Genomic DNA, 18,310 nt, shown 5'->3' on the forward strand with positions numbered 1-18,310 from the left:
AAACCGGAGAAAGCCTGTGAAAGCCTTCGTTGTCGACAAATACAAAAAGAAGGGCGCTTTGCGTCTGGCCGACATGCCCGATCCCCGCATGGGTGCGAACGATGTTCTGGTTCGGATCCAGGCCACAGCGATCAACCTGCTGGATTCCAAGATACGGGACGGCGAGTTCAAGCTGTTTCTGCCCTATCGCCCGCCCTTCATTCTAGGCCATGATCTGGCCGGAACGGTCGTTCGCGTCGGCGCCAATGTGCGGCAATTCAAAGCGGGTGACGAGGTTTACGCGCGTCCTCGTGATCAGCGCGCTGGCACATTTGCTGAGTTCCTTGCGGTTGACGCCGCCGACTTGGCGCTGAAGCCTGCCAACCTTTCCATGGAGCAGGCAGCCTCGATCCCGCTGGTCGGACTGACCGCCTGGCAGGCTCTCGTCGAGGTAGGCAAGGTCAAGCCCGGCCAGAAAGTGTTTATTCAGGCCGGCTCCGGCGGTGTCGGAACCTTCGCCATCCAGCTTGCCAAGCATCTCGGTGCTGTGGTGGCCACCACGACCAGTGCGGCGAATGTCGAACTGGTCAAGAGCCTCGGCGCCGATGTGGTGATCGACTACAAGACACAGGACTTCGAGCAGGTGCTATCGGGCTACGACCTGGTGCTCAACAGCCAGGATGCCAAGACGCTGGCAAAGTCGTTGAACGTGCTGAAACCGGGTGGGCGATTGATCTCGATCTCCGGACCGCCGGACGTTCCCTTTGCCAAGTCGCTGAAGCTCAACCTGTTCCTGCGTTTTGTGATGCGAATGCTGAGCCGGGGCGTGCTGAAGAAGGCAAAAAGCCGCGGCGTCGACTATTCCTTCCTGTTCATGCGGGCTGAAGGGCAGCAACTGGGCCAGATCGCCAAGCTGATAGAGGCAGGCGTTATCCGCCCGGTCGTGGACAAGGTGTTTGGCTTTGCGCAAACGGCTGAGGCTTTGGCCTATGTCGAGACCGGACGCGCCAAGGGCAAGGTCGTGGTCAAGGTCGCAGATTGAGGTTGCAGTCGAGATTGCAAATCATCACCAGGCGGGCAGGGCCATCACTATCTTTTTGAGGAGAGGAACAGTTCGTGAAATATACGCCATTCGGAAAAACCGGCCTTCGGGTCTCGCAAATTGCACTCGGCACCGGAAACTTCGGCACAGGCTGGGGATATGGCGCTGATCTCGACACGAGCAGGGCGGTCTTTGACGCTTATGCCGAGGCTGGCGGCAATTTTATCGACACGGCCGATATCTATCAGTTTGGGCAATCGGAAGAACTTCTGGGTTCCCTGTTGCAAGGTCGGCGTGAGAACTTCGTGCTCGCCACGAAATTCACGAACGGGGCGGTGCCCAATGCGGACCGGCTTGTTACCGGCAACAGCCGCAAGGCCATGATCGCTTCTGTGGAGGGCAGCCTCAAGCGCCTGAAGACAGATCGCATCGACATTTACTGGGCGCATCATCCCGATGGCGTGACGCCTGCTGAAGAGATCGTCCGGGGGTTCGAAGACCTCGCTCGCGCAGGCAAGATCCTTTATGCGGGCCTGTCGAATTTCCCGGCCTGGCGGCTTTCGCGCGCCGTCACGCTGGCGGAACTCACTCGTGCCGTTCCAATCGCCGCCGCCCAGTTCGAGCACAGTCTTGTGCATCGCGAACCGGAAGCGGATCTATTTCCGGCGTCCGAGGCTTTTGAGCTTGGTGTCGTGACATGGTCGCCGCTCGGAGGCGGCATGCTGACAGGCAAATACCGGCAAGGAGAGAAGGGACGCGCCGAGGGGCTGGGCGGTAATGTTTTCCAAGCCGAGAATACCGCGCAGCGCACGAAGATCCTCGACACCGTCCTTGAGATCGCCAAGGAATTGGGTGCCAGTGCCGATCAGGTGGCGATCGCCTGGGCGGGGAGCCATGGTGCTGTTCCGATGATCGGCCCCCGCTCGTTGACGCAGCTGTCGAGCAATCTCGGCGCGCTTGCTGTCGAGCTATCAGCCGACCAACTCGACAGGCTTGATACAGTCAGCAGCCTTGATCCGTCTGCACCCGCACGGAGGCCGCAGCCATGGGCGGGCGAGGAAAGCGCACGAAAGGTTGTCGCCTGAACTGCGCCAGTTCACCACCATTTCGATCGGGAGATCAGCCATGAGCAAACGTGACATCGTCCTCGCCCACCCCGTCCGGACAGCGATTGGCGCCTATAATGGAGCGCTGAAGGGTGTGCCAGCCACCGAACTGGGCGCGGTCGTTGTGCGAGAAACCTTGCGTCGCTCCGGGCTTTTGGCTGACGACATCGGCTCGGTCGTGATGGGCAACGTCATCCAGGCAGGAAACCGGATGAATCCGGCAAGGCAGGCGGCGATCGGCGGCGGGATTCCGGTTTCCGTCCCGGCCTTGACCGTCAATCGCGTCTGCGGGTCGGGTGCGCAGTCAATTCTGAGTGCTGCACTGGAAATTGCCGCCGGCGACACCAATGCGGCTATTGCCGGCGGCATGGAGAACATGGATCGGGCGCCCTATCTGATGGATGGCGGACGCTGGGGCTACCGCATGGGACCGGCCCAGATCCTCGATAGTCTGCTGACAGACGGGCTGAACGATGCCTTCTCCGGCGAGCATTCCGGCTGGCATACGGAAGACCTCGTCACGAAGTTCCAGATTACCCGTGAAGCGCAGGATGCGTTTGCGGCGCGGTCGCAGCAGCGTTTCATCGCTGCGCGGGATGCCGGCCGGTTCGCAGACGAGATCATTGCGGTGGAGATCAAGGGTCGCAAAGGTCTGGAAAACTTCTCAGTCGATGAGGCGCCGCGTCCGGATACGACGGTTGAAACACTCGCACGGCTCAAACCTGCCTTCCGTCCGGGCGGAACGATTACCGCCGGCAATGCGCCGGGGCTTAACAGCGCGGCAGCAGCCGTAATTGTGGCGGAACGCGGCTTTGCCGATGCCAAAGGCCTTGAACCGATGGCCCGCCTTGCCGGCTATGGGGGTGCCGCCGTCGAACCGGGTCTGTTCGGGCTTGGCCCGGTTCCGGCTGTTCGCAAGGCGCTGGAAAAGGCCGGATGGGCGCTTGGTGACATTGAGCGTATCGAGATCAACGAGGCCTTCGCCGCCGTACCGATCGCAGTGCTGCGCGAACTTGGGCTGCCGGAGGATATCGTCAATGTCGAAGGCGGCGCTGTTGCGCATGGTCACGCGATTGGTGCTACAGGGGCTATCCTCACCACACGGCTTCTCCACTCCATGAAACGCGACGGGCGCTCGAAAGGCATCGTCACGCTTTGCATCGGCGGCGGCCAAGGTATCGCCTTGGCGCTGGAAGCGCTGTAGTCGCGGTGTCTGCGGAAGAGCTAATGCTGCACGGCTTCACGAGCCTGCTTGCTCAAAGCCCTGCGAAGCCAGGCATAAAAGCCGATGGAATGGATGCGCAACGGCCGGCACACCGTCCGCGCGAGGGTTCGTCTGGATATAGAAACCCGGGTCGGACAGGAGAGCTTCGACCTTTGGATCAGCATCATGCCCCTCTCGCATTCGGCTTTCGAGACGGAAGGCTTTTGCGGGGCGATGCGATGGTTGCGATGCGTTCCGAACATGCCCTGGCGCGCCTCGATGTCGTGACCTTCGAGGACGATGTCGCGACTGATGTCATTGCCACCCATCCCCGCTCGATTATTCGCCAGCATCTTGAAAGGCGGTGTCGCGAATCCGGCAATACGCTCAAAATCCGGTTTGAAGCGACCAATGGTGTCATCGCCTGTCAATTTGCCGAACGGGGTTTGGTGTGCTGCCTATCCGACCTATTCGTCGCCCGTTCCAGCGGCACGCGCCACCTGATCCTGCGCCTTCGTGCCGTCTATCTCACTTGTGTATGCGCGTGCTGATGCGTCTGGGGCAGGGGATGAGGGGTTCATAAAGGCGCCGAATTGTACAAGTCTGCGCGCAGTCAGGCACCCCCAACGACTTTAGACCTGAAAGCCCAGCCGCCTCCCTCTGATGGGGCGGTGAATTTCCCCCGTATGTCAATCGTCGCCCAGCGACATGTCCCCTTCGCTGCCATAAGAAGCCAGTTCGTCGAGAAGTTCGAGCAGTATGTCCATGCGCTCGCGTCCGAAGCGGCTTTCGAGATCCTGGTAGATTTTGCGGCTGTCGGGCATAACGGCGCGGATGATGGTCTCTCCGGCCGGTGCGATCCGCAGGAGGACGCGGCGGCCGTCGGAACTGTCCTTGTGTTTCGAAATGAAGTCGCGCTCTTCCAGTGAGCGGATCATCCGTGTCAGGCTGGGCGCGAGGATGAAGGCGCGTTCGGCCACCTCCGAGGCATCAAGGGTCCCGGCTTCATGGAGAACGCGAATAACGCGCCATTGCTGCTCCGTCACATCATGTTTTGCCAGCATCGGGCGGAAATGGCTCATCACGGCCTCGCGAGCGCGCAGAAGCGTGATGGGAAGCGATCGCCGCGTGGCACGGGGCGCGGCCATGCCCTCCACCGGTCCAGCCTCCTCTTTCAGAGGTCCGTCAGCCATTCCAATCCGCTCTTTGCTGATGTCGTAATCAGGTTCATTGTTCTATTCTGCTGCGGTTCGCAAGCGTTTCCGTCATCTTTGTTGCGGTTTCTCGCCATTGACGGAATTTCCAACCGGAGCAGACGTCTGCGCCATCGATGCTTTGGGTCGGTTGGCTTGTTCATCGCGCCATTCACCTGGTGGCAAGCCGGTTCGTGTGCGGAAAAAGCGGGAAAAATACGCGGGGTCGTGAAAGCCGATCTCGTATCCTATGTCCTCGACCGATCGGACGGTGAAGAGCAGTAGGCGCTTGGCCTCCAACTGCCGGCGCTCATCGATATAGGCCTTGACGCTGAGCCCGAAGGCCTCTCTGCATGCCTTTGCGAGCAAATGCTGCGTGGTGGCCAGCGTCATGAGATACCGCTCCACCGGCCAGTTGTCGCGAAAATTGCGATCGACCAGACGGCGAAAGGATTGGGCGAGATCATTGCTGGTCTGGGTCTGCGTGTGTGCCGTCCGGGCCAGGGTCGCAATGTCGTTGGTCGCCACGGCCAGGAGCGCGGTCAGGGCTGCCGGCATGCCGCAGCGATAGTCGTCGTGCAGCCGTTTCATTATGTCGTGCAATTTCGCCCAGGCCGGATCTTGAGATTGGCCGGATACCAGGACAGGTCGGTCGAAAGGCAGTGTTGAGAGGGCGGAGATGGGGCCCATGGCACTGTCCGCGACGGAGGCAACAAGGGCATCCGTCTCATCCGGTTCGACGGTGAACCCATGCACAATGCCACTCGGCACGAAGCTCACGGCGGGTGCGACAAAGTCCAATCTTTGGTCTTCGATAAAATACATGCCGCGACCGCTGGTCCAGAAGGTGATCTGCGCCATTCTATCGTGCTTGTGGGCCGCAACCGCGCCGGAATGCAGCTGTCGCCGCTCCATCACCGTTTCCACATGCAGGAAGCCGATATCGAGCGGTCGGTCCGGTTCGCCGTAGACGAAAAAACTTGGAACGTTCTCGGCCATGCAATTCCTGAAAAAGTGCAATCGATTTCCCCATTCTGTCCATGGATGACCCGCTTGGCAAGGTCTAGGCTTTGATCATCGTCAAGGGAGGATAGATGATGAAAGCCGAAGATTTTCGCTCGGACAAGACGCGCCCGTTCACCGGTGCAGAATATCTGGCATCGCTGCGCGACGACCGCGAGGTCTATATCAACGGCGAGCGCGTGAAGGATGTCACGACGCACCCGTCGATGCGCAACTCCGCTCGCTCTTTGGCGCGGCTCTACGATGCCCTGCACGATCCGGCGAAGAAGGAAATCCTGACGACGCCGACGGATACCGGCAATGGCGGCTATACGCACAAGTTCTTCAAGCATGCCCGGTCTGTGGACGATCTCGTCGGTCAGCAGGCGGCGATCGCCGAATGGGCACGCATGTCTTATGGCTGGATGGGGCGTACGGCCGATTACAAGGCCTCGCTGATGAATACGCTCTCGGTCAATGCCGAATGGTATGGCGATTATGCCGGCAATGCCCGGACATGGCATGATCGGACCCAGGAAGCCGGGCTTTTCCTCAACCACGCCATCGTCAATCCGCCGATCGACCGCCACAAGCCGGCTGAACAGGTCAAGGACGTCTTCGTCCATGTGACCCGCGAAACCGACGCCGGCATTTATGTCTCAGGCGCCAAGGTGGTGGCGACCTCTTCGGCCCTGACGCATTACAACCTGCTCGCCCAGGCCTCGGCCACGGTCACCGAAGATCCGTCTTTGTCGCTCACCTTCATCGCGCCGATGAACGCGCCTGGCGTCAAGATGTTCTGCCGGACCTCGTATGAGGAAACCGCAAACCTGACGGCGCATCCGTTCGATTATCCGCTCTCGTCGCGCTTTGACGAAAACGACGCGATCCTGGTGCTCGACAATGTCTTCGTGCCCTGGGAAGACGTGCTGATTTACAAGGATGCCCGCCGCATCCTGTCATTTACCGTCCTGTCCGGCTTCATGCAGGGCTTCTGCTTCCAGGGATGCGGGCGTTTCGTCGTCAAGCTCGAATTCCTTGCCGGCCTGCTCGCCAAGGCGCTGCGGGCCACCGGCGGCGACGCCTTCCGGGGTAATCAGGCGATGCTGGGCGAAGTGATTGCGCTTCGCCACAAGTTCAAGGCCTTCTCCGACACGATGGCCCGCAACCCGGTCGACTGGGTGGGGGGGGGCAAGCTTCCGAATCTCGAGGCGGCGCTGTGCTACAGAACCTTCATGTCCGAAGCCTATCCGCGGATCATCGACATCGTCCGCCGTTCGATTGCCTCCGGTCTCATCTACCTGCCGTCCTCGGCCAAGGATTTTGCCAACCCGGAAATTGATCGCTATCTGGCGCAATATGTCCGCGGCTCCAATGACATGGGCCATATCGAGCGCATCAAGATCATGAAACTGCTCTGGGATGCCACGGGCACGGAATTCGGCGGTCGCCACGCACTTTACGAATTAAACTATGCCGGTTCGCCGGAGGACGTGCGCCTGCAGGTGCTCAAGGGTGCGGAAAAGGGCACGATCCTGCGCGACATGGAAGCGCTCGTCGACACCTGCATGGGTGACTATGACGAACACGGCTGGACCGGTGACACCTGGCTGCAGCCGCTCGGTGGCGACCGTGCCAGCTTGCTTGACGCAGCTGAGTGAGGGCGGGCCCATGACACACGTTCCTGTTGCCCGCAGCGAATTTCGTGATGCGATGGCGCGCGTCTGTGCGCCGGTCAATGTCGTCACCACCAATGGACCCGCCGGGCGCGGCGGGTTTACCGCGACTGCTATGTGTTCGGTGACGGACGAGCCGCCGTCACTGCTGGTCTGCATGAACAGTGGTTCGTCGCAGGCGGGGCTTTTCCTCGAAAACCGCCGCTTCTGCGTCAATGTGCTGGCGGGCGACCATAAAGAACTCGCTGGTTATTTCGCGGGTCGCGAAGCCGACATGGCGTCGCGTTATGCGGCCGCCGAGTGGGTAGACCTCTCTTCCGGCAACCAGGCGCTGGCGGACGCCATCGTGTCCTTTGATTGCCACCTGAAGGAGGCGCGGCTCATCGGAACGCACAATATCCTGATCGGCGAAGTGACGGAGATCCGGTCTCGGCCGGGGGGCAATGCGCTCCTCTATTTCGACCGCAGCTTTGTCAATGTCTCGTCGCCTTCCGTCTCACTCGCGGGCTGAAAAAATCGCCGCCGCCGCTTGACAGGCCCGCCAATATATTTAACATGCTAAGTATATTGGCGGGAGGCCAATTGGCCCGGCATTTTGGACAGGATGCCAGTCAGCGTGGAGGATACATGCCGCATTTCGTCTTCGAATATTCCTCCAACCTGGATGGGCAGGTGGATTTCGACGCCCTGTGTGGGCGCGTTCTCGAGACGATTCTTGAGAGCGGGCTGTTCGAAATCGGGGCCGTCAGGGTGCGCGCAGTGCGCTGCGAGGCCTATGCCATAGCCGATCGACTGCCGGAAAATGCCTTTATCGATATGTCGTTCCGCATGGGGGCGGGCCGCAGCATCGACGATCGCAAGCGTCTCGGCGATCGGATCTTTGCGGTGGTGACGGAGCACTTGTCGAGGCTGTTTGCCACGCCGCATTTTGCCCTGACGCTGGAGATCCGCGAGATCGATCCCGATCTCAGCTGGAAAAAGAACGCCATCCATCCGCGCCTGCGACAGGTATCCAGCTGACAACGGCTTTCAGGGGCTGATTTCAACACACGCACACAGAACATGACGCGGCACCGGCGGCGAGCCTGCACGCCAGTGCCTGGCAGAACGAAATACGGAGAGACCCATGTCGAAGCTCGAAGACAACATCAAGAAGGCGCAAGCCTATCTGGCCCGTTTTGCGCAGGACGGCGTCCTCAATCACATCAACGGCCAGGCCGTTGCAGCACTCGATGGCGCGAGTTTCGAGACCATCTCGCCGGTCGATTTAAAACCGCTCGGGCGCGTGGCGCATGGCAAGGCTGCCGATATCGATCTGGCCGCAAAGGCCGCACGTCAAGCCTTCCCGGCCTGGGCTGCCATGGGGGGAGATGCGCGCAAGAAACTCCTGCACAAGATTGCCGACGCCATCGAGGCGCGCGCCGAGGAAATCGCCTTCGTCGAGGCGATGGACACGGGGCAGTCGCTGAAGTTCATGGCGAAGGCTGCTCTGCGTGGCGCTGAAAACTTCCGCTTCTTTGCCGATCGGGCTCCGGAAGCGCGCGATGGCAAGAGCATTCGTGGACCCGGCCAGGTGAACATGACGACCCGTGGTCCGATCGGTCCGGTCGGCATCATCACGCCCTGGAATACGCCGTTCATGCTGTCGACCTGGAAGATCGCGCCGGCGCTTGCTGCCGGTTGCACGATCGTGCACAAGCCGGCCGAATTTTCGCCGCTGACCGCGCGTCTCCTGGTCGAGATCGCCGAAGGGGCCGGCCTGCCGAAGGGCGTGTGGAACCTCGTCAACGGGTTTGGCGAGGATGCCGGCAAGGCGCTGACCGAACATCCGCTGATCAAGGCCATCGGCTTCGTTGGTGAAAGCCGCACCGGCTCGATGATCATGAAGCAGGGTGCCGATACGCTGAAGCGCGTGCATTTCGAGCTGGGTGGCAAAAACCCGGTGGTCGTGTTTGCCGATGCCGATCTGGAGCGCGCAGCCGACGCTGCCGTGTTCATGATCTACTCGCTGAACGGCGAGCGCTGCACTTCCTCGTCGCGCCTGCTGGTCGAGGCGAGCGTCTACGACACGTTCACCGCTCTGGTGGCGGAAAAGGCAAAGCGCATCAAGGTCGGTCACCCGCTTGACCCGGAAACGGTCATCGGTCCGCTCGTACATCCCGTGCATGAAAAGAAGGTTCTCGAATATATCGCCATCGGCAAGTCCGAGGGTGCGACGGTCGCGGCCGGCGGTGCGAAATTCGATGGTCCGGGCGGTGGTTGTTATGTCTCGCCGACGCTGTTCACCGGGGCCAACAACAAGATGCGCATCGCCCAGGAAGAAATCTTCGGGCCGGTGCTGACGGCGATCCCGTTCACCGACGAAGCCGAAGCGCTGGCGATAGCCAATGACGTTCAGTATGGCCTCACCGGTTATCTCTGGACCTCTGACGTGACGCGTGCCTTCCGGTTCACGGAAGCGCTTGAAGCCGGAATGATCTGGGTAAATTCGGAGAATGTGCGTCATCTGCCGACCCCGTTCGGCGGCATCAAGAATTCTGGCATCGGTCGCGACGGCGGTGACTGGTCCTTCGATTTCTACATGGAAACGAAGAACATTGCCTTCGCCACCACGCCCCACGCCATCCAGAAGCTCGGCGGCTGATCATCAATCCAGGCACCAAGACATGTGTCCGCTTCTCAAGACGGACAGACGGAGGAGAACATCATGGCACTACCGCAACCGAACCTCTACCCGCCCTTCAACATCGTGCGCCTCAGCCATGTCGAATTCGGCGTCAAGGACCTCGCAAAATCGCGGGCGTTTTATGTCGATACGCTTGGCCTGCAGGTGACGGACGAGACGCCCGAAGTCATTTATCTGCGGGCGATGGAGGAGCGTGGACATCACTGCATCGTGCTGCGCAAGTCCGAGGTGTCGGAAGCACGCGACCTTGGGTTCAAGGTCTATGGCGAGGAGGAACTCGACAAGGCTGCACATTTCTTCAAGGGCAAGGACCTGCCGGTCGAATGGGTGGAGCGTCCCTATCAGGCGCGGACCTTCCGCACCCGTGACCCGCACGGCATTCCCCTGGAATTTTATGCCCGCATGGACCGCCTGCCGCCGATCCACCAGCAATATGCCCTCTACCGGGGCGTGAAGCCGCTACGCATCGACCATTTCAACTGCTATTCGTCGAATGTCGATGAATCTGTCGCCTTTTACAACGAGATCGGCTTCCGGGTGACGGAATACACGGCCGAAGAGGAGACGGGTCGTCTCTGGGCCGCCTGGACGCATCGCAAGGGCGGCGTTCACGACCTCGCATTTACCAACGGAACGGGCCCGCGCCTGCACCATACGGCCTTCTGGGTGCCGACACCGCTCAACATCATCGATCTGCTCGACCTGATGGCAACGACCGGCTGGGTGAAGAACATCGAGCGCGGCCCGGGCCGTCACGGCATTTCCAATGCCTTCTTCCTCTATATCCTCGATCCTGATGGCCATCGGATCGAGATATACTGCTCGGACTATCAGACGGTCGATCCGGACCTCGAACCGATCAAATGGGATCTCAAGGATCCGCAGCGCCAGACGTTATGGGGTGCGCCTGCGCCAAAATCCTGGTTCGAGCATGGCAGCCTGTTCGCCGGCACGGCCGTGCGGGCATCCGACCTCAAGGGGCAACCGATCATCGCGCCGTGATCGCGACGCTTGACAACGGGGAGGGGTGCTGGCGCAGGTTTCCCTCCTTGAACCCCTATTGTTCCTCACCGCAAGCGATGGATCCTCCCGATGACCTTGAACGACCCCACCCTGTTTCGCCATGCAGCGCTGGTCGGCAGCGACTGGATCGAGGCTGATCCGGCCAACGCCATTGCCGTCACCAATCCGGCGACCGGCGCCGTCATCGGCCACGTTCCAAGGCTTGGCACGGCGGAAACGAAAACCGCCATTGCCGCAGCAAAGGTGGCGCAGGCTGAGTGGGCAGCGCGGACCGCCAAGGAGCGTGCCGGCATCCTGCGCAACTGGTTTAACCTGATGATGGAAAACCAGGAGGATCTCGGTCGCATCCTGACGCTGGAGCAGGGCAAGCCGCTGGCGGAGGCCAAGGGTGAGATTGCCTATGGGGCAAGCTTTATCGAGTGGTTTGCCGAGGAGGCGCGTCGCGTCTACGGCGATATCATTCCCGGCCACCAGAAGGATAAGCGCATCCTCGTGATGAAGCAGCCGATCGGCGTGGTGGCGGCGATCACGCCCTGGAATTTCCCGAATGCCATGATTACCCGCAAGGCCGGTCCGGCCTTCGCAGCCGGCTGCGCCATGGTGCTGAAGCCGGCTTCGCAGACGCCGTTTTCGGCCATCGCGCTCGCGGTGCTGGCCGAACGTTCCGGTTTGCCGAAAGGGCTCTTCAGCGTGCTGACCGGGTCTGCGCGCGAGATCGGCGCCGAAATGACCGCAAACCCCATCGTGCGCAAGCTGACCTTTACCGGCTCGACCGAAGTCGGCGCCGAGCTTTACCGTCAGTCGGCCCCGACGATCAAGAAACTCGGGCTGGAGCTGGGCGGCAATGCGCCGTTCATCGTGTTTGATGATGCGGATCTTGATGCGGCCGTCGAAGGGGCGCTGATTGCCAAGTTCCGCAACAATGGCCAGACCTGCGTCTGCGCCAACCGGCTCTATGTGCAGGACGGCGTTTATGACGCCTTTGCCCAAAAACTTGCTGCCGCCGTCGGCAAGCTGAAGACCGGAAACGGTTTCGACGAAGGCGTGGTGCTCGGTCCGCTGATCGATGAGGCTGCCCTCAAGAAGGTCGGCGAGCATGTGGCCGATGCCGTGTCCAAGGGCGCGACGATCCTGCAGGGCGGCAAGTCGCATGCGCTCGGCGGAACCTTCTATGAGGCGACCGTCCTCGCGAATGTCACGCAGGAGATGGCTGTCGCCACCGAGGAGACCTTTGGTCCCGTCGCGCCGCTCTTCCGCTTCAAGGACGAGGCGGATGTCATTGCCAAGGCCAATGACACGGAATTCGGCCTCGCCTCGTATTTCTACGCCAAGGATCTCGCCCGCGTCTTCCGCGTCGCCGAAGCGCTGGAATACGGCATGGTCGGCGTCAATACCGGCCTCATCTCCACGGCCGAAGCGCCCTTCGGCGGGGTCAAGTCCTCGGGGCTTGGACGCGAAGGCTCCAAATACGGCATCGATGACTTTATCGAGATCAAATATGTCTGCCTCGGCGGTATCCAGTAAAGGAAGCCCATCCATGACCTATCCCCGGTTTGCCAGTTTTTCCACATCCACGCGCAAAGGTTATGGCCTGATCGTTGGCGATGGGTTGATCGACCTGTCAGCCCGGTTCGGCGCGAAATATCCGACGCTGCGCGAGGTGGTGGAGGCCAATGCCTTCACCGAGCTTCTGGACGCGGTCGCAGGCCACGCACCGGACTTTCCGGTAAGCGAGATCACCTATGAAATCCCGGTGCTGGCGCCGGAAAAGATCATCTGCGTCGGCGTGAATTTTCCGGACCGCAATGAGGAATACAAGGACGGGCAGGCGGCGCCGCCGAACCCGTCCTTGTTCATCCGGTTTCCGCGTTCCTTTACCGGCCATGGCCGGCCGCTGATCCGTCCGCCGGAAAGCCACCAGCTCGATTATGAGGGCGAAATCACCATCGTCATCGGCAAGGGTGGCCGGCGCATTCCGGAACAGGAGGCGCTTTCGCATATCGCGGCACTGACGCTCTGCAATGAAGGCACGCTGCGCGACTGGGTGCGCCACGCGAAGTTCAACGTCACGCAGGGCAAGAATTTCGACGCCTCCGGCTCGATTGGGCCGTGGCTGGTGCCCTTCACCGACGAAAGCCAGCTTGCTGACATCAAGCTCGAGACCCGCGTCAACGGCGAGGTTCGCCAATCGGATCGCACCAGCCGGATGATCTTCTCCTTCGCCAAGATCATCAACTACATCTCCACCTTCACAACGCTGGTTCCCGGCGACGTCATCATCTGCGGGACGCCGACGGGGGCCGGCGCACGTTTCGATCCGCCGATCTGGCTGAAACCGGGCGACGTGGTCGAGGTCGAGGCTGACGGGATCGGCCTGTTGCGCAACACCATTGCCGACGAGGTGTTTTGACATGACCCCAGAGCACATCGAAGCGGCAGCCGCAGCGCTGGACGAAGCCGAGCGTAGCCGTGTGCAGACCGGCCTTTTGTCCCTAAAACACCCCACCATCGGCATGGACGACGCCTATGCCATCCAGGGGGCATGGGTAAAAAAGAAGATCGCGGCCGGTCGCAAGGTGATCGGCTGGAAGATCGGACTTACCTCCAAGGCCATGCAATACGCCCTCAACATCAATATCCCCGATTCCGGCGTGCTGTTCGACGACATGGTGTTCGAGGATGGCGCGACTGTCCCCAAGGACCGCTTCATCCAGCCGCGCATCGAGGCGGAAATCGCCTTCGTCATGAAGGCGCCGCTGAAGGGGCCGGGGGTGACAGTCTTTGACGTGCTGAACGCCACCGATTACGTGACGCCGGCGCTGGAAATCCTCGATACTCGAATTCTTCGTGTTGATCCCGAGACGAAGAAGACGCGCACCGTCTTCGACACGATTTCGGACAACGCCGCCAACGCCGGCATCGTCACTGGCGGACGCGCCGTGCGCCCCGACCAGATCGACATGCGCTGGATGGGTGCCATCGTCTCGCGCAACGCGGAAGTCGAGGAAACCGGCCTTGGTGCCGGTGTCCTCAACCAGCCGGCGCGCGGTATCGCCTGGCTTGCCAACCGGCTTGCGCAGTATGGCGATGGCATCGAGGCGGGGCAGGTGGTTCTGGCCGGGTCCTTCATTCGCCCGATCGAGGCCCGGCACGGGGACACGATTGTCGGCGACTTTGGCCCTTACGGTACCGTCAGCCTGTTTTTCGCGTAAGGATAAGGATTAGGCAATGCCCGCACCGCAAAACACCTTCAAGCTGGCGCTCCGGGAAAAACGGACCCAGATCGGTTTCTGGCAGGCGCTCGCCAATCCCTATACGGTCGAGATCTCGGCGGATGCCGGTTATGACTGGCTTCTGCTCGACGCCGAACATGCGCCGAACGATATTCCGCTTCTGGTCGCGCAGTTGCAGGCGATGAAGGGCTCGTCGAGCCATGCAATCATCCGTCCGCCGATCGGCGAGACCTGGATCATCAAGCAATTGCTCGATATCGGCGCGCAGACGCTGCTCATTCCCATGGTCGAAAGCGGCGCGCAGGCGGCCGAGCTGGTCAAGGCGACGCGGTATCCGCCGCATGGCGTGCGCGGCGTGGGGGCAGCGCTGGCGCGCGCTTCGCGCTTTTCCCGCATTCCGGATTACCTGCAGACGGCAAATGATGAGATCTGCCTGCTGTTGCAGATCGAAAGCCGGGCCGGCCTTGCTGCCCTCAACGAGATTGCAGCAACCGAGGGCGTCGATGGCGTCTTTATCGGCCCGGCTGACCTTGCCGCCGACATGGGGTATCTCGGCAAACCCGGGGCGCCTGAAGTCCAGGCTGAGGTCGAGCGGGCACTTTTGAAGATCCAGTCGCATGGCAAGGCCGCCGGTATCCTCATCGGTGATCTGGCGCTGGCAAAACGTTATGTCGACCTTGGAGCCACCTTTGTTGCCATCGGCAATGACGTTACACTTTTCGCAAATGCCACCAGCAAGCTGCTTGCCGATTTCAGGGGTGCTGAACCGACCAAGGGCGCCGGGGAGGCCAAGGTTTATTGAGAAGCCTCATGCTCCGGCCGGTGTGGCGGTTGCAGCATTGCGCCTTGTCCGTTCGAAACCGGTGGATGCCGGCAGAGGCTTGCACTGTTGTCGTGGATGCGACGCGACTGCGACCCGCTGACGAAAACGGCAACCGTGTGCTTGCTGGTTTCTCTCGCTGACACGCCGCCTGGCCGATGCGAAAATTCTCCGCATGACATGCCATGGATGCCGGGCGCGGTGGAGAGGAAATAAATGGGGCCGCCCGTAGCGGCAGCCCCTTCTCTTGTCGTCACTGCAGCGTTCACAGCTGAAACCAGGCGGTCTTCAGATCGGTGTATTTCTCCAGTGCATGCAGTGACTTGTCATGGCCGTTGCCGGATTGTTTGACACCGCCGAGTGGCACGGTGTTATCAGAGCCGCCATAGGTGTTGACGTGCACGACGCCGGCCTTGATGCCACGCACCATGGTGTGTGCGCGGGAGAGATTGGATGTCCAGACGGCAGAGGCCAGACCGTAATCGGTGGCATTGGCCATCTGCAGCGCCTCTTCTTCCGTCTCGAAGGGGATGATCGAGAGGATGGGGCCGAAGACTTCTTCGCGCGCGAGCGTCATGTCCGGGGTCACGTCGACCACGGTCGGCTGCATGTAGAAACCGCCGGTCTCCTCGAGAATGCGTTTTCCGCCGGTCCGCAGGCGAGCACCTTCCGACACGGCCTGCGCGGCAAAACCGAGATCCTTCTTGAGCTGGATTTCGCTGGCGATGGCGCCGGATTCGGTTGTCAGGGACAAGGGATCACCGACCCTGATGGCGGCGGCGAGCGTGGCGAGCTTTTCCGCAAACTCCTCGTGAATGGATTTTTCCACCAGCAGTCGTGACCCTGCCACGCAGACCTGTCCGGAATTGCGGAAAATGCCTGAGGTCGAAACCTTTGCCGCCTTGTCGAGGTCGGGTGCGTCGGCAAAGACGATGTTGGGCGATTTGCCGCCCAGTTCCAGATAAACCCGCTTCAGATTGGAACGCGCCGAATATTCTAGCAGGCGGCGGCCGACACCGCCCGAGCCGGTGAAGACCAGCACGTCGATATCAGGGTGCAGGCCGAGCGCTTCACCGGTGACGGCGCCGCGGCCGGTGACGACATTAAGGACGCCCTCTGGAAGCCCGGCCTCGGCGCAGAGGCTGGCAAGCCTGAGGAGCGTCAGCGATGCGCCTTCGGCCGGCTTCAGCACGACGCAATTGCCGGCGGCCAGCGCGGGGGCAATTTTCCAGGCGCCGATCATCATCGGGAAATTCCAGGGCACGATGGCGGCGACCACACCGACCGGTTCGCGCTGGATCAGGCCGAGCACGTTCGGGGCGGTCGGTGCAATCTCACCATAGACCTTGTCGATGGCCTCGGCATAATAACGGAAGGTTGCGGCGGCACTGCCGGGTTCGGCCTTCAGCGCCATGCTGATCTCTGTGCCGTTGTCGCGCACGCCCAGAACGGCGAGATCCAGCGCGTCGCGCTCGATCAGTTCTGCAATGCGCAGCAGCACCTTCTTGCGCTCGGCGGGAGCGGCCTTTGACCATTGGCCCTTGTCGAAGGCCTTGCGGGCGGCTTTGACGGCGAGATCGACGTCGGCTGCTGCCGCATCGGCAATGGTGGTGACTTTCTGGCCGTCGATCGGCGAAATGACATCCATTGTGGCGCCAGTTTGTGGCTCTCGCCACGCGCCATCGATGAACAGTGCCTGCGGGGCGATGTTAAGCACCCGACGCTGATTGATCTTGTCCTGCATACGTGTTCCTCGCGCCTGGAAATCTGGCGGGCAAGATGCCCGCCAGGCGTTGTCATTCAATCCGTCATCCACCGATCAGGCGGACTGACCAGCCCCAAGGCGGGCAAAGCGGGCGGCGTCAGTCGACTTCAGACGCGCTGCCGCGATGAAGCCGATGATGGCGGCGATTGCGACCAGGCCCGGCAGGAACACCGCAAGGAAGCCGCTTGCACCGGCGATGCCCCCGAAGTTGAGGGCGATGTAGATGACCAGGGCCAAAAGGATGGCGCCGGTGACGACCGGGAGCACCTTGGTGACCAGAACATTGTTTTCCAGGCCTGGGTTGCGGCTGAAGAAGGCCACGATGGCAAACGCCGTAAAGGCCATCAACAGGATGATTGCCAGTGTTCCGACATTGGTCAGCCACGAGAACAGCGCCAGTACCGGATCCTGGCCGGTGGCGGCAAACAGCGCGATCACCAGGACGGCAATGACAGTCTGGATCACCGAGCCGACATGCGGGCTCTGGAAAAGCGGGTGGGTGGTACCGACTGCCCTGGGCAGCAGGCCTTCACGACCGGCAACATACATGTAACGGGCAACGCCATTGTGGAAGGCGAGCACGCCGGCAAACAGGCTGGTGACGAAGAGCGTGTTCATGATCGGGATGATCCAGGCGCCGACATACCGCTCGGCCAGGCCGAAGAGGAAGGTCGTCGGATCGGCAAGGCCTTGCAGTTCCGGCACGAGCTTGTCGACACCGGCACCGACGACCATCAACCACGAGGTCAGCATATAGAAGAGGCCGATGATCAGAACGGAATTATAGGTGGCACGCGGCACGGTCTTGTGCGGCTCGCGGGCTTCCTCGCTGTAGATCGTGGTTGCTTCGAAGCCAATGAACGCGGCAAAGCAGAAGAGGATGCCGATGGCCGGCGTTCCGCTCATCATCGCCGTGGGCGTGAAGGGCACGGTCGAAAGGCCGCTGTTGCCACCCTTGAAGAAAATGGCCGCATCAATGACCAGGACGACGAGGTATTCCAGGATGACGAGAACGGTCAGAACCTTGGCCGACAGATCGACGCTGCGATAACCGAGAACGGCGACGATGGCGATGCCGATATAGGTCCAGACCCACCAGGGGAGTTCCAGTCCCATGCCGGCAAAAAAACCGGATGTGGCGGCACCGAAGAGGCCGAAAACGCCGATCTGCATGGCGTTGTAAGCGAGGATGGCAATCAGGGCTGCCGCCCCACCCATCATGCCGCCGAGACCCTGTGCGGTATAGGCATAAAAGGCGCCGGCGTTGCGGATATGGCGTGCCATGGCGACATAACCGACGGCAAACAGGATCAGGATGCCCGTGACCAGAAGGAAGGTCAGCGGGATGCCGGCTCCGTTGCCGAGCAACATGGACAGCGGAACGCCACCGGCAACTGCCGTCAGGGGTGCCGCGGCCGAAACCACCAGGAATGTGACGGCGCCTACGCCGAGGCTATTCTTGCGCAGCTGGTTTTGCCCGCCTGCGCTCTGCGAGAATTGATTGTCCATGTCGCTAACGTTCCCCTTGTTGCGATAACCAGACGTTGCCCCGGCAGTGCCGAAGCCATTTCCTCATTCGAA

Annotated in this window: 17 protein-coding genes; 13 read left to right on the forward strand and 4 right to left on the reverse strand. The window is 61.1% G+C overall.

The genetic code is table 11. The annotated features are described in order from the left end of the window. Positions 1-16: 16 nt before the first annotated feature. The 4 genes from AC4CWH_RS06230 to AC4CWH_RS06245 all read left to right on the forward strand — a co-directional run bounded on the left by AC4CWH_RS06230 (position 17) and on the right by AC4CWH_RS06245 (position 3,882). Positions 17-1,021 (forward strand): NADP-dependent oxidoreductase, encoded by a 1,005-nt coding sequence (locus tag AC4CWH_RS06230; RefSeq protein WP_491320845.1) that lies wholly within the window; start codon positions 17-19, stop codon positions 1,019-1,021. A gap of 74 nt (positions 1,022-1,095) precedes the next feature. After that, positions 1,096-2,106, forward strand: coding sequence for an aldo/keto reductase (locus AC4CWH_RS06235; protein WP_491320846.1), 1,011 nt, complete (start codon positions 1,096-1,098; stop codon positions 2,104-2,106). Positions 2,107-2,146: 40 nt separating this feature from the next. Further along, complete coding sequence (locus tag AC4CWH_RS06240; RefSeq protein ID WP_491320847.1) at positions 2,147-3,331, forward strand: thiolase family protein; 1,185 nt, start codon at positions 2,147-2,149, stop codon at positions 3,329-3,331. 173 nt (positions 3,332-3,504) lie between these two features. Next, entirely contained in the window at positions 3,505-3,882 is a 378-nt protein-coding gene (locus AC4CWH_RS06245) for a LysR substrate-binding domain-containing protein (RefSeq protein WP_491320848.1), read from the forward strand. Between the two features lie 138 nt (positions 3,883-4,020). Here AC4CWH_RS06245 and hpaR read toward each other — a convergent pair whose 3' ends face one another. Together hpaR and AC4CWH_RS06255 are read right to left on the reverse strand one after the other, a co-directional pair. Beyond that, positions 4,021-4,524, reverse strand: coding sequence for a homoprotocatechuate degradation operon regulator HpaR (hpaR, locus tag AC4CWH_RS06250; protein ID WP_491284913.1), 504 nt, complete (start codon positions 4,522-4,524; stop codon positions 4,021-4,023). Positions 4,525-4,596: 72 nt separating this feature from the next. Next, positions 4,597-5,523, reverse strand: a complete 927-nt coding sequence (locus AC4CWH_RS06255; RefSeq protein ID WP_491320849.1) for a helix-turn-helix domain-containing protein — start codon at positions 5,521-5,523, stop codon at positions 4,597-4,599. Positions 5,524-5,621: 98 nt separating this feature from the next. Between AC4CWH_RS06255 and AC4CWH_RS06260 the strand changes: the two genes are divergently transcribed. The 9 genes from AC4CWH_RS06260 (at position 5,622) to hpaI (ending at position 14,946) form a co-directional block, all read left to right on the forward strand. Then, the gene (locus AC4CWH_RS06260; RefSeq protein ID WP_491321369.1) at positions 5,622-7,187 is read left to right on the forward strand and encodes a 4-hydroxyphenylacetate 3-hydroxylase N-terminal domain-containing protein; all 1,566 of its coding nucleotides are present in this window, start codon (positions 5,622-5,624) and stop codon (positions 7,185-7,187) included. Positions 7,188-7,197: 10 nt separating this feature from the next. After that, positions 7,198-7,713: a flavin reductase gene (locus AC4CWH_RS06265; RefSeq protein WP_491320850.1), complete on the forward strand. Its 516-nt coding sequence runs from the start codon at positions 7,198-7,200 to the stop codon at positions 7,711-7,713. Positions 7,714-7,829: 116 nt separating this feature from the next. Next, a complete protein-coding gene (locus AC4CWH_RS06270) occupies positions 7,830-8,222 on the forward strand; it encodes a 5-carboxymethyl-2-hydroxymuconate Delta-isomerase (protein ID WP_491320851.1) in 393 nt (130 codons plus the stop codon). 106 nt (positions 8,223-8,328) lie between these two features. Beyond that, on the forward strand, positions 8,329-9,846 hold the full coding sequence (gene hpaE, locus AC4CWH_RS06275) for a 5-carboxymethyl-2-hydroxymuconate semialdehyde dehydrogenase (RefSeq protein WP_491320852.1): 1,518 nt from the start codon (positions 8,329-8,331) through the stop codon (positions 9,844-9,846). 63 nt (positions 9,847-9,909) lie between these two features. Then, the gene (hpaD, locus tag AC4CWH_RS06280) at positions 9,910-10,890 is read left to right on the forward strand and encodes a 3,4-dihydroxyphenylacetate 2,3-dioxygenase (RefSeq protein ID WP_491320853.1); all 981 of its coding nucleotides are present in this window, start codon (positions 9,910-9,912) and stop codon (positions 10,888-10,890) included. Between the two features lie 90 nt (positions 10,891-10,980). After that, on the forward strand, positions 10,981-12,435 hold the full coding sequence (gene gabD / locus AC4CWH_RS06285) for an NADP-dependent succinate-semialdehyde dehydrogenase (RefSeq protein ID WP_491320854.1): 1,455 nt from the start codon (positions 10,981-10,983) through the stop codon (positions 12,433-12,435). Between the two features lie 13 nt (positions 12,436-12,448). Further along, positions 12,449-13,321, forward strand: coding sequence for a fumarylacetoacetate hydrolase family protein (locus AC4CWH_RS06290; protein WP_491320855.1), 873 nt, complete (start codon positions 12,449-12,451; stop codon positions 13,319-13,321). Position 13,322: 1 nt separating this feature from the next. Beyond that, entirely contained in the window at positions 13,323-14,123 is an 801-nt protein-coding gene (hpaH, locus tag AC4CWH_RS06295) for a 2-oxo-hept-4-ene-1,7-dioate hydratase (protein WP_491320856.1), read from the forward strand. A 16-nt stretch (positions 14,124-14,139) separates the two neighbouring features. Next, positions 14,140-14,946: a 4-hydroxy-2-oxoheptanedioate aldolase gene (gene hpaI / locus AC4CWH_RS06300; RefSeq protein WP_491320857.1), complete on the forward strand. Its 807-nt coding sequence runs from the start codon at positions 14,140-14,142 to the stop codon at positions 14,944-14,946. 283 nt (positions 14,947-15,229) lie between these two features. Here the strand turns inward: hpaI and AC4CWH_RS06305 are convergent, their stop codons facing one another. Both AC4CWH_RS06305 and AC4CWH_RS06310 read right to left on the reverse strand, forming a co-directional pair. After that, a complete protein-coding gene (locus AC4CWH_RS06305) occupies positions 15,230-16,708 on the reverse strand; it encodes an aldehyde dehydrogenase (RefSeq protein WP_491320858.1) in 1,479 nt (492 codons plus the stop codon). A gap of 75 nt (positions 16,709-16,783) precedes the next feature. Further along, positions 16,784-18,238: an APC family permease gene (locus AC4CWH_RS06310; RefSeq protein WP_491320859.1), complete on the reverse strand. Its 1,455-nt coding sequence runs from the start codon at positions 18,236-18,238 to the stop codon at positions 16,784-16,786. Positions 18,239-18,310 lie beyond the last annotated feature (72 nt).

It is taken from the genome of Neorhizobium sp. PAMB6716, assembly GCF_058242805.1.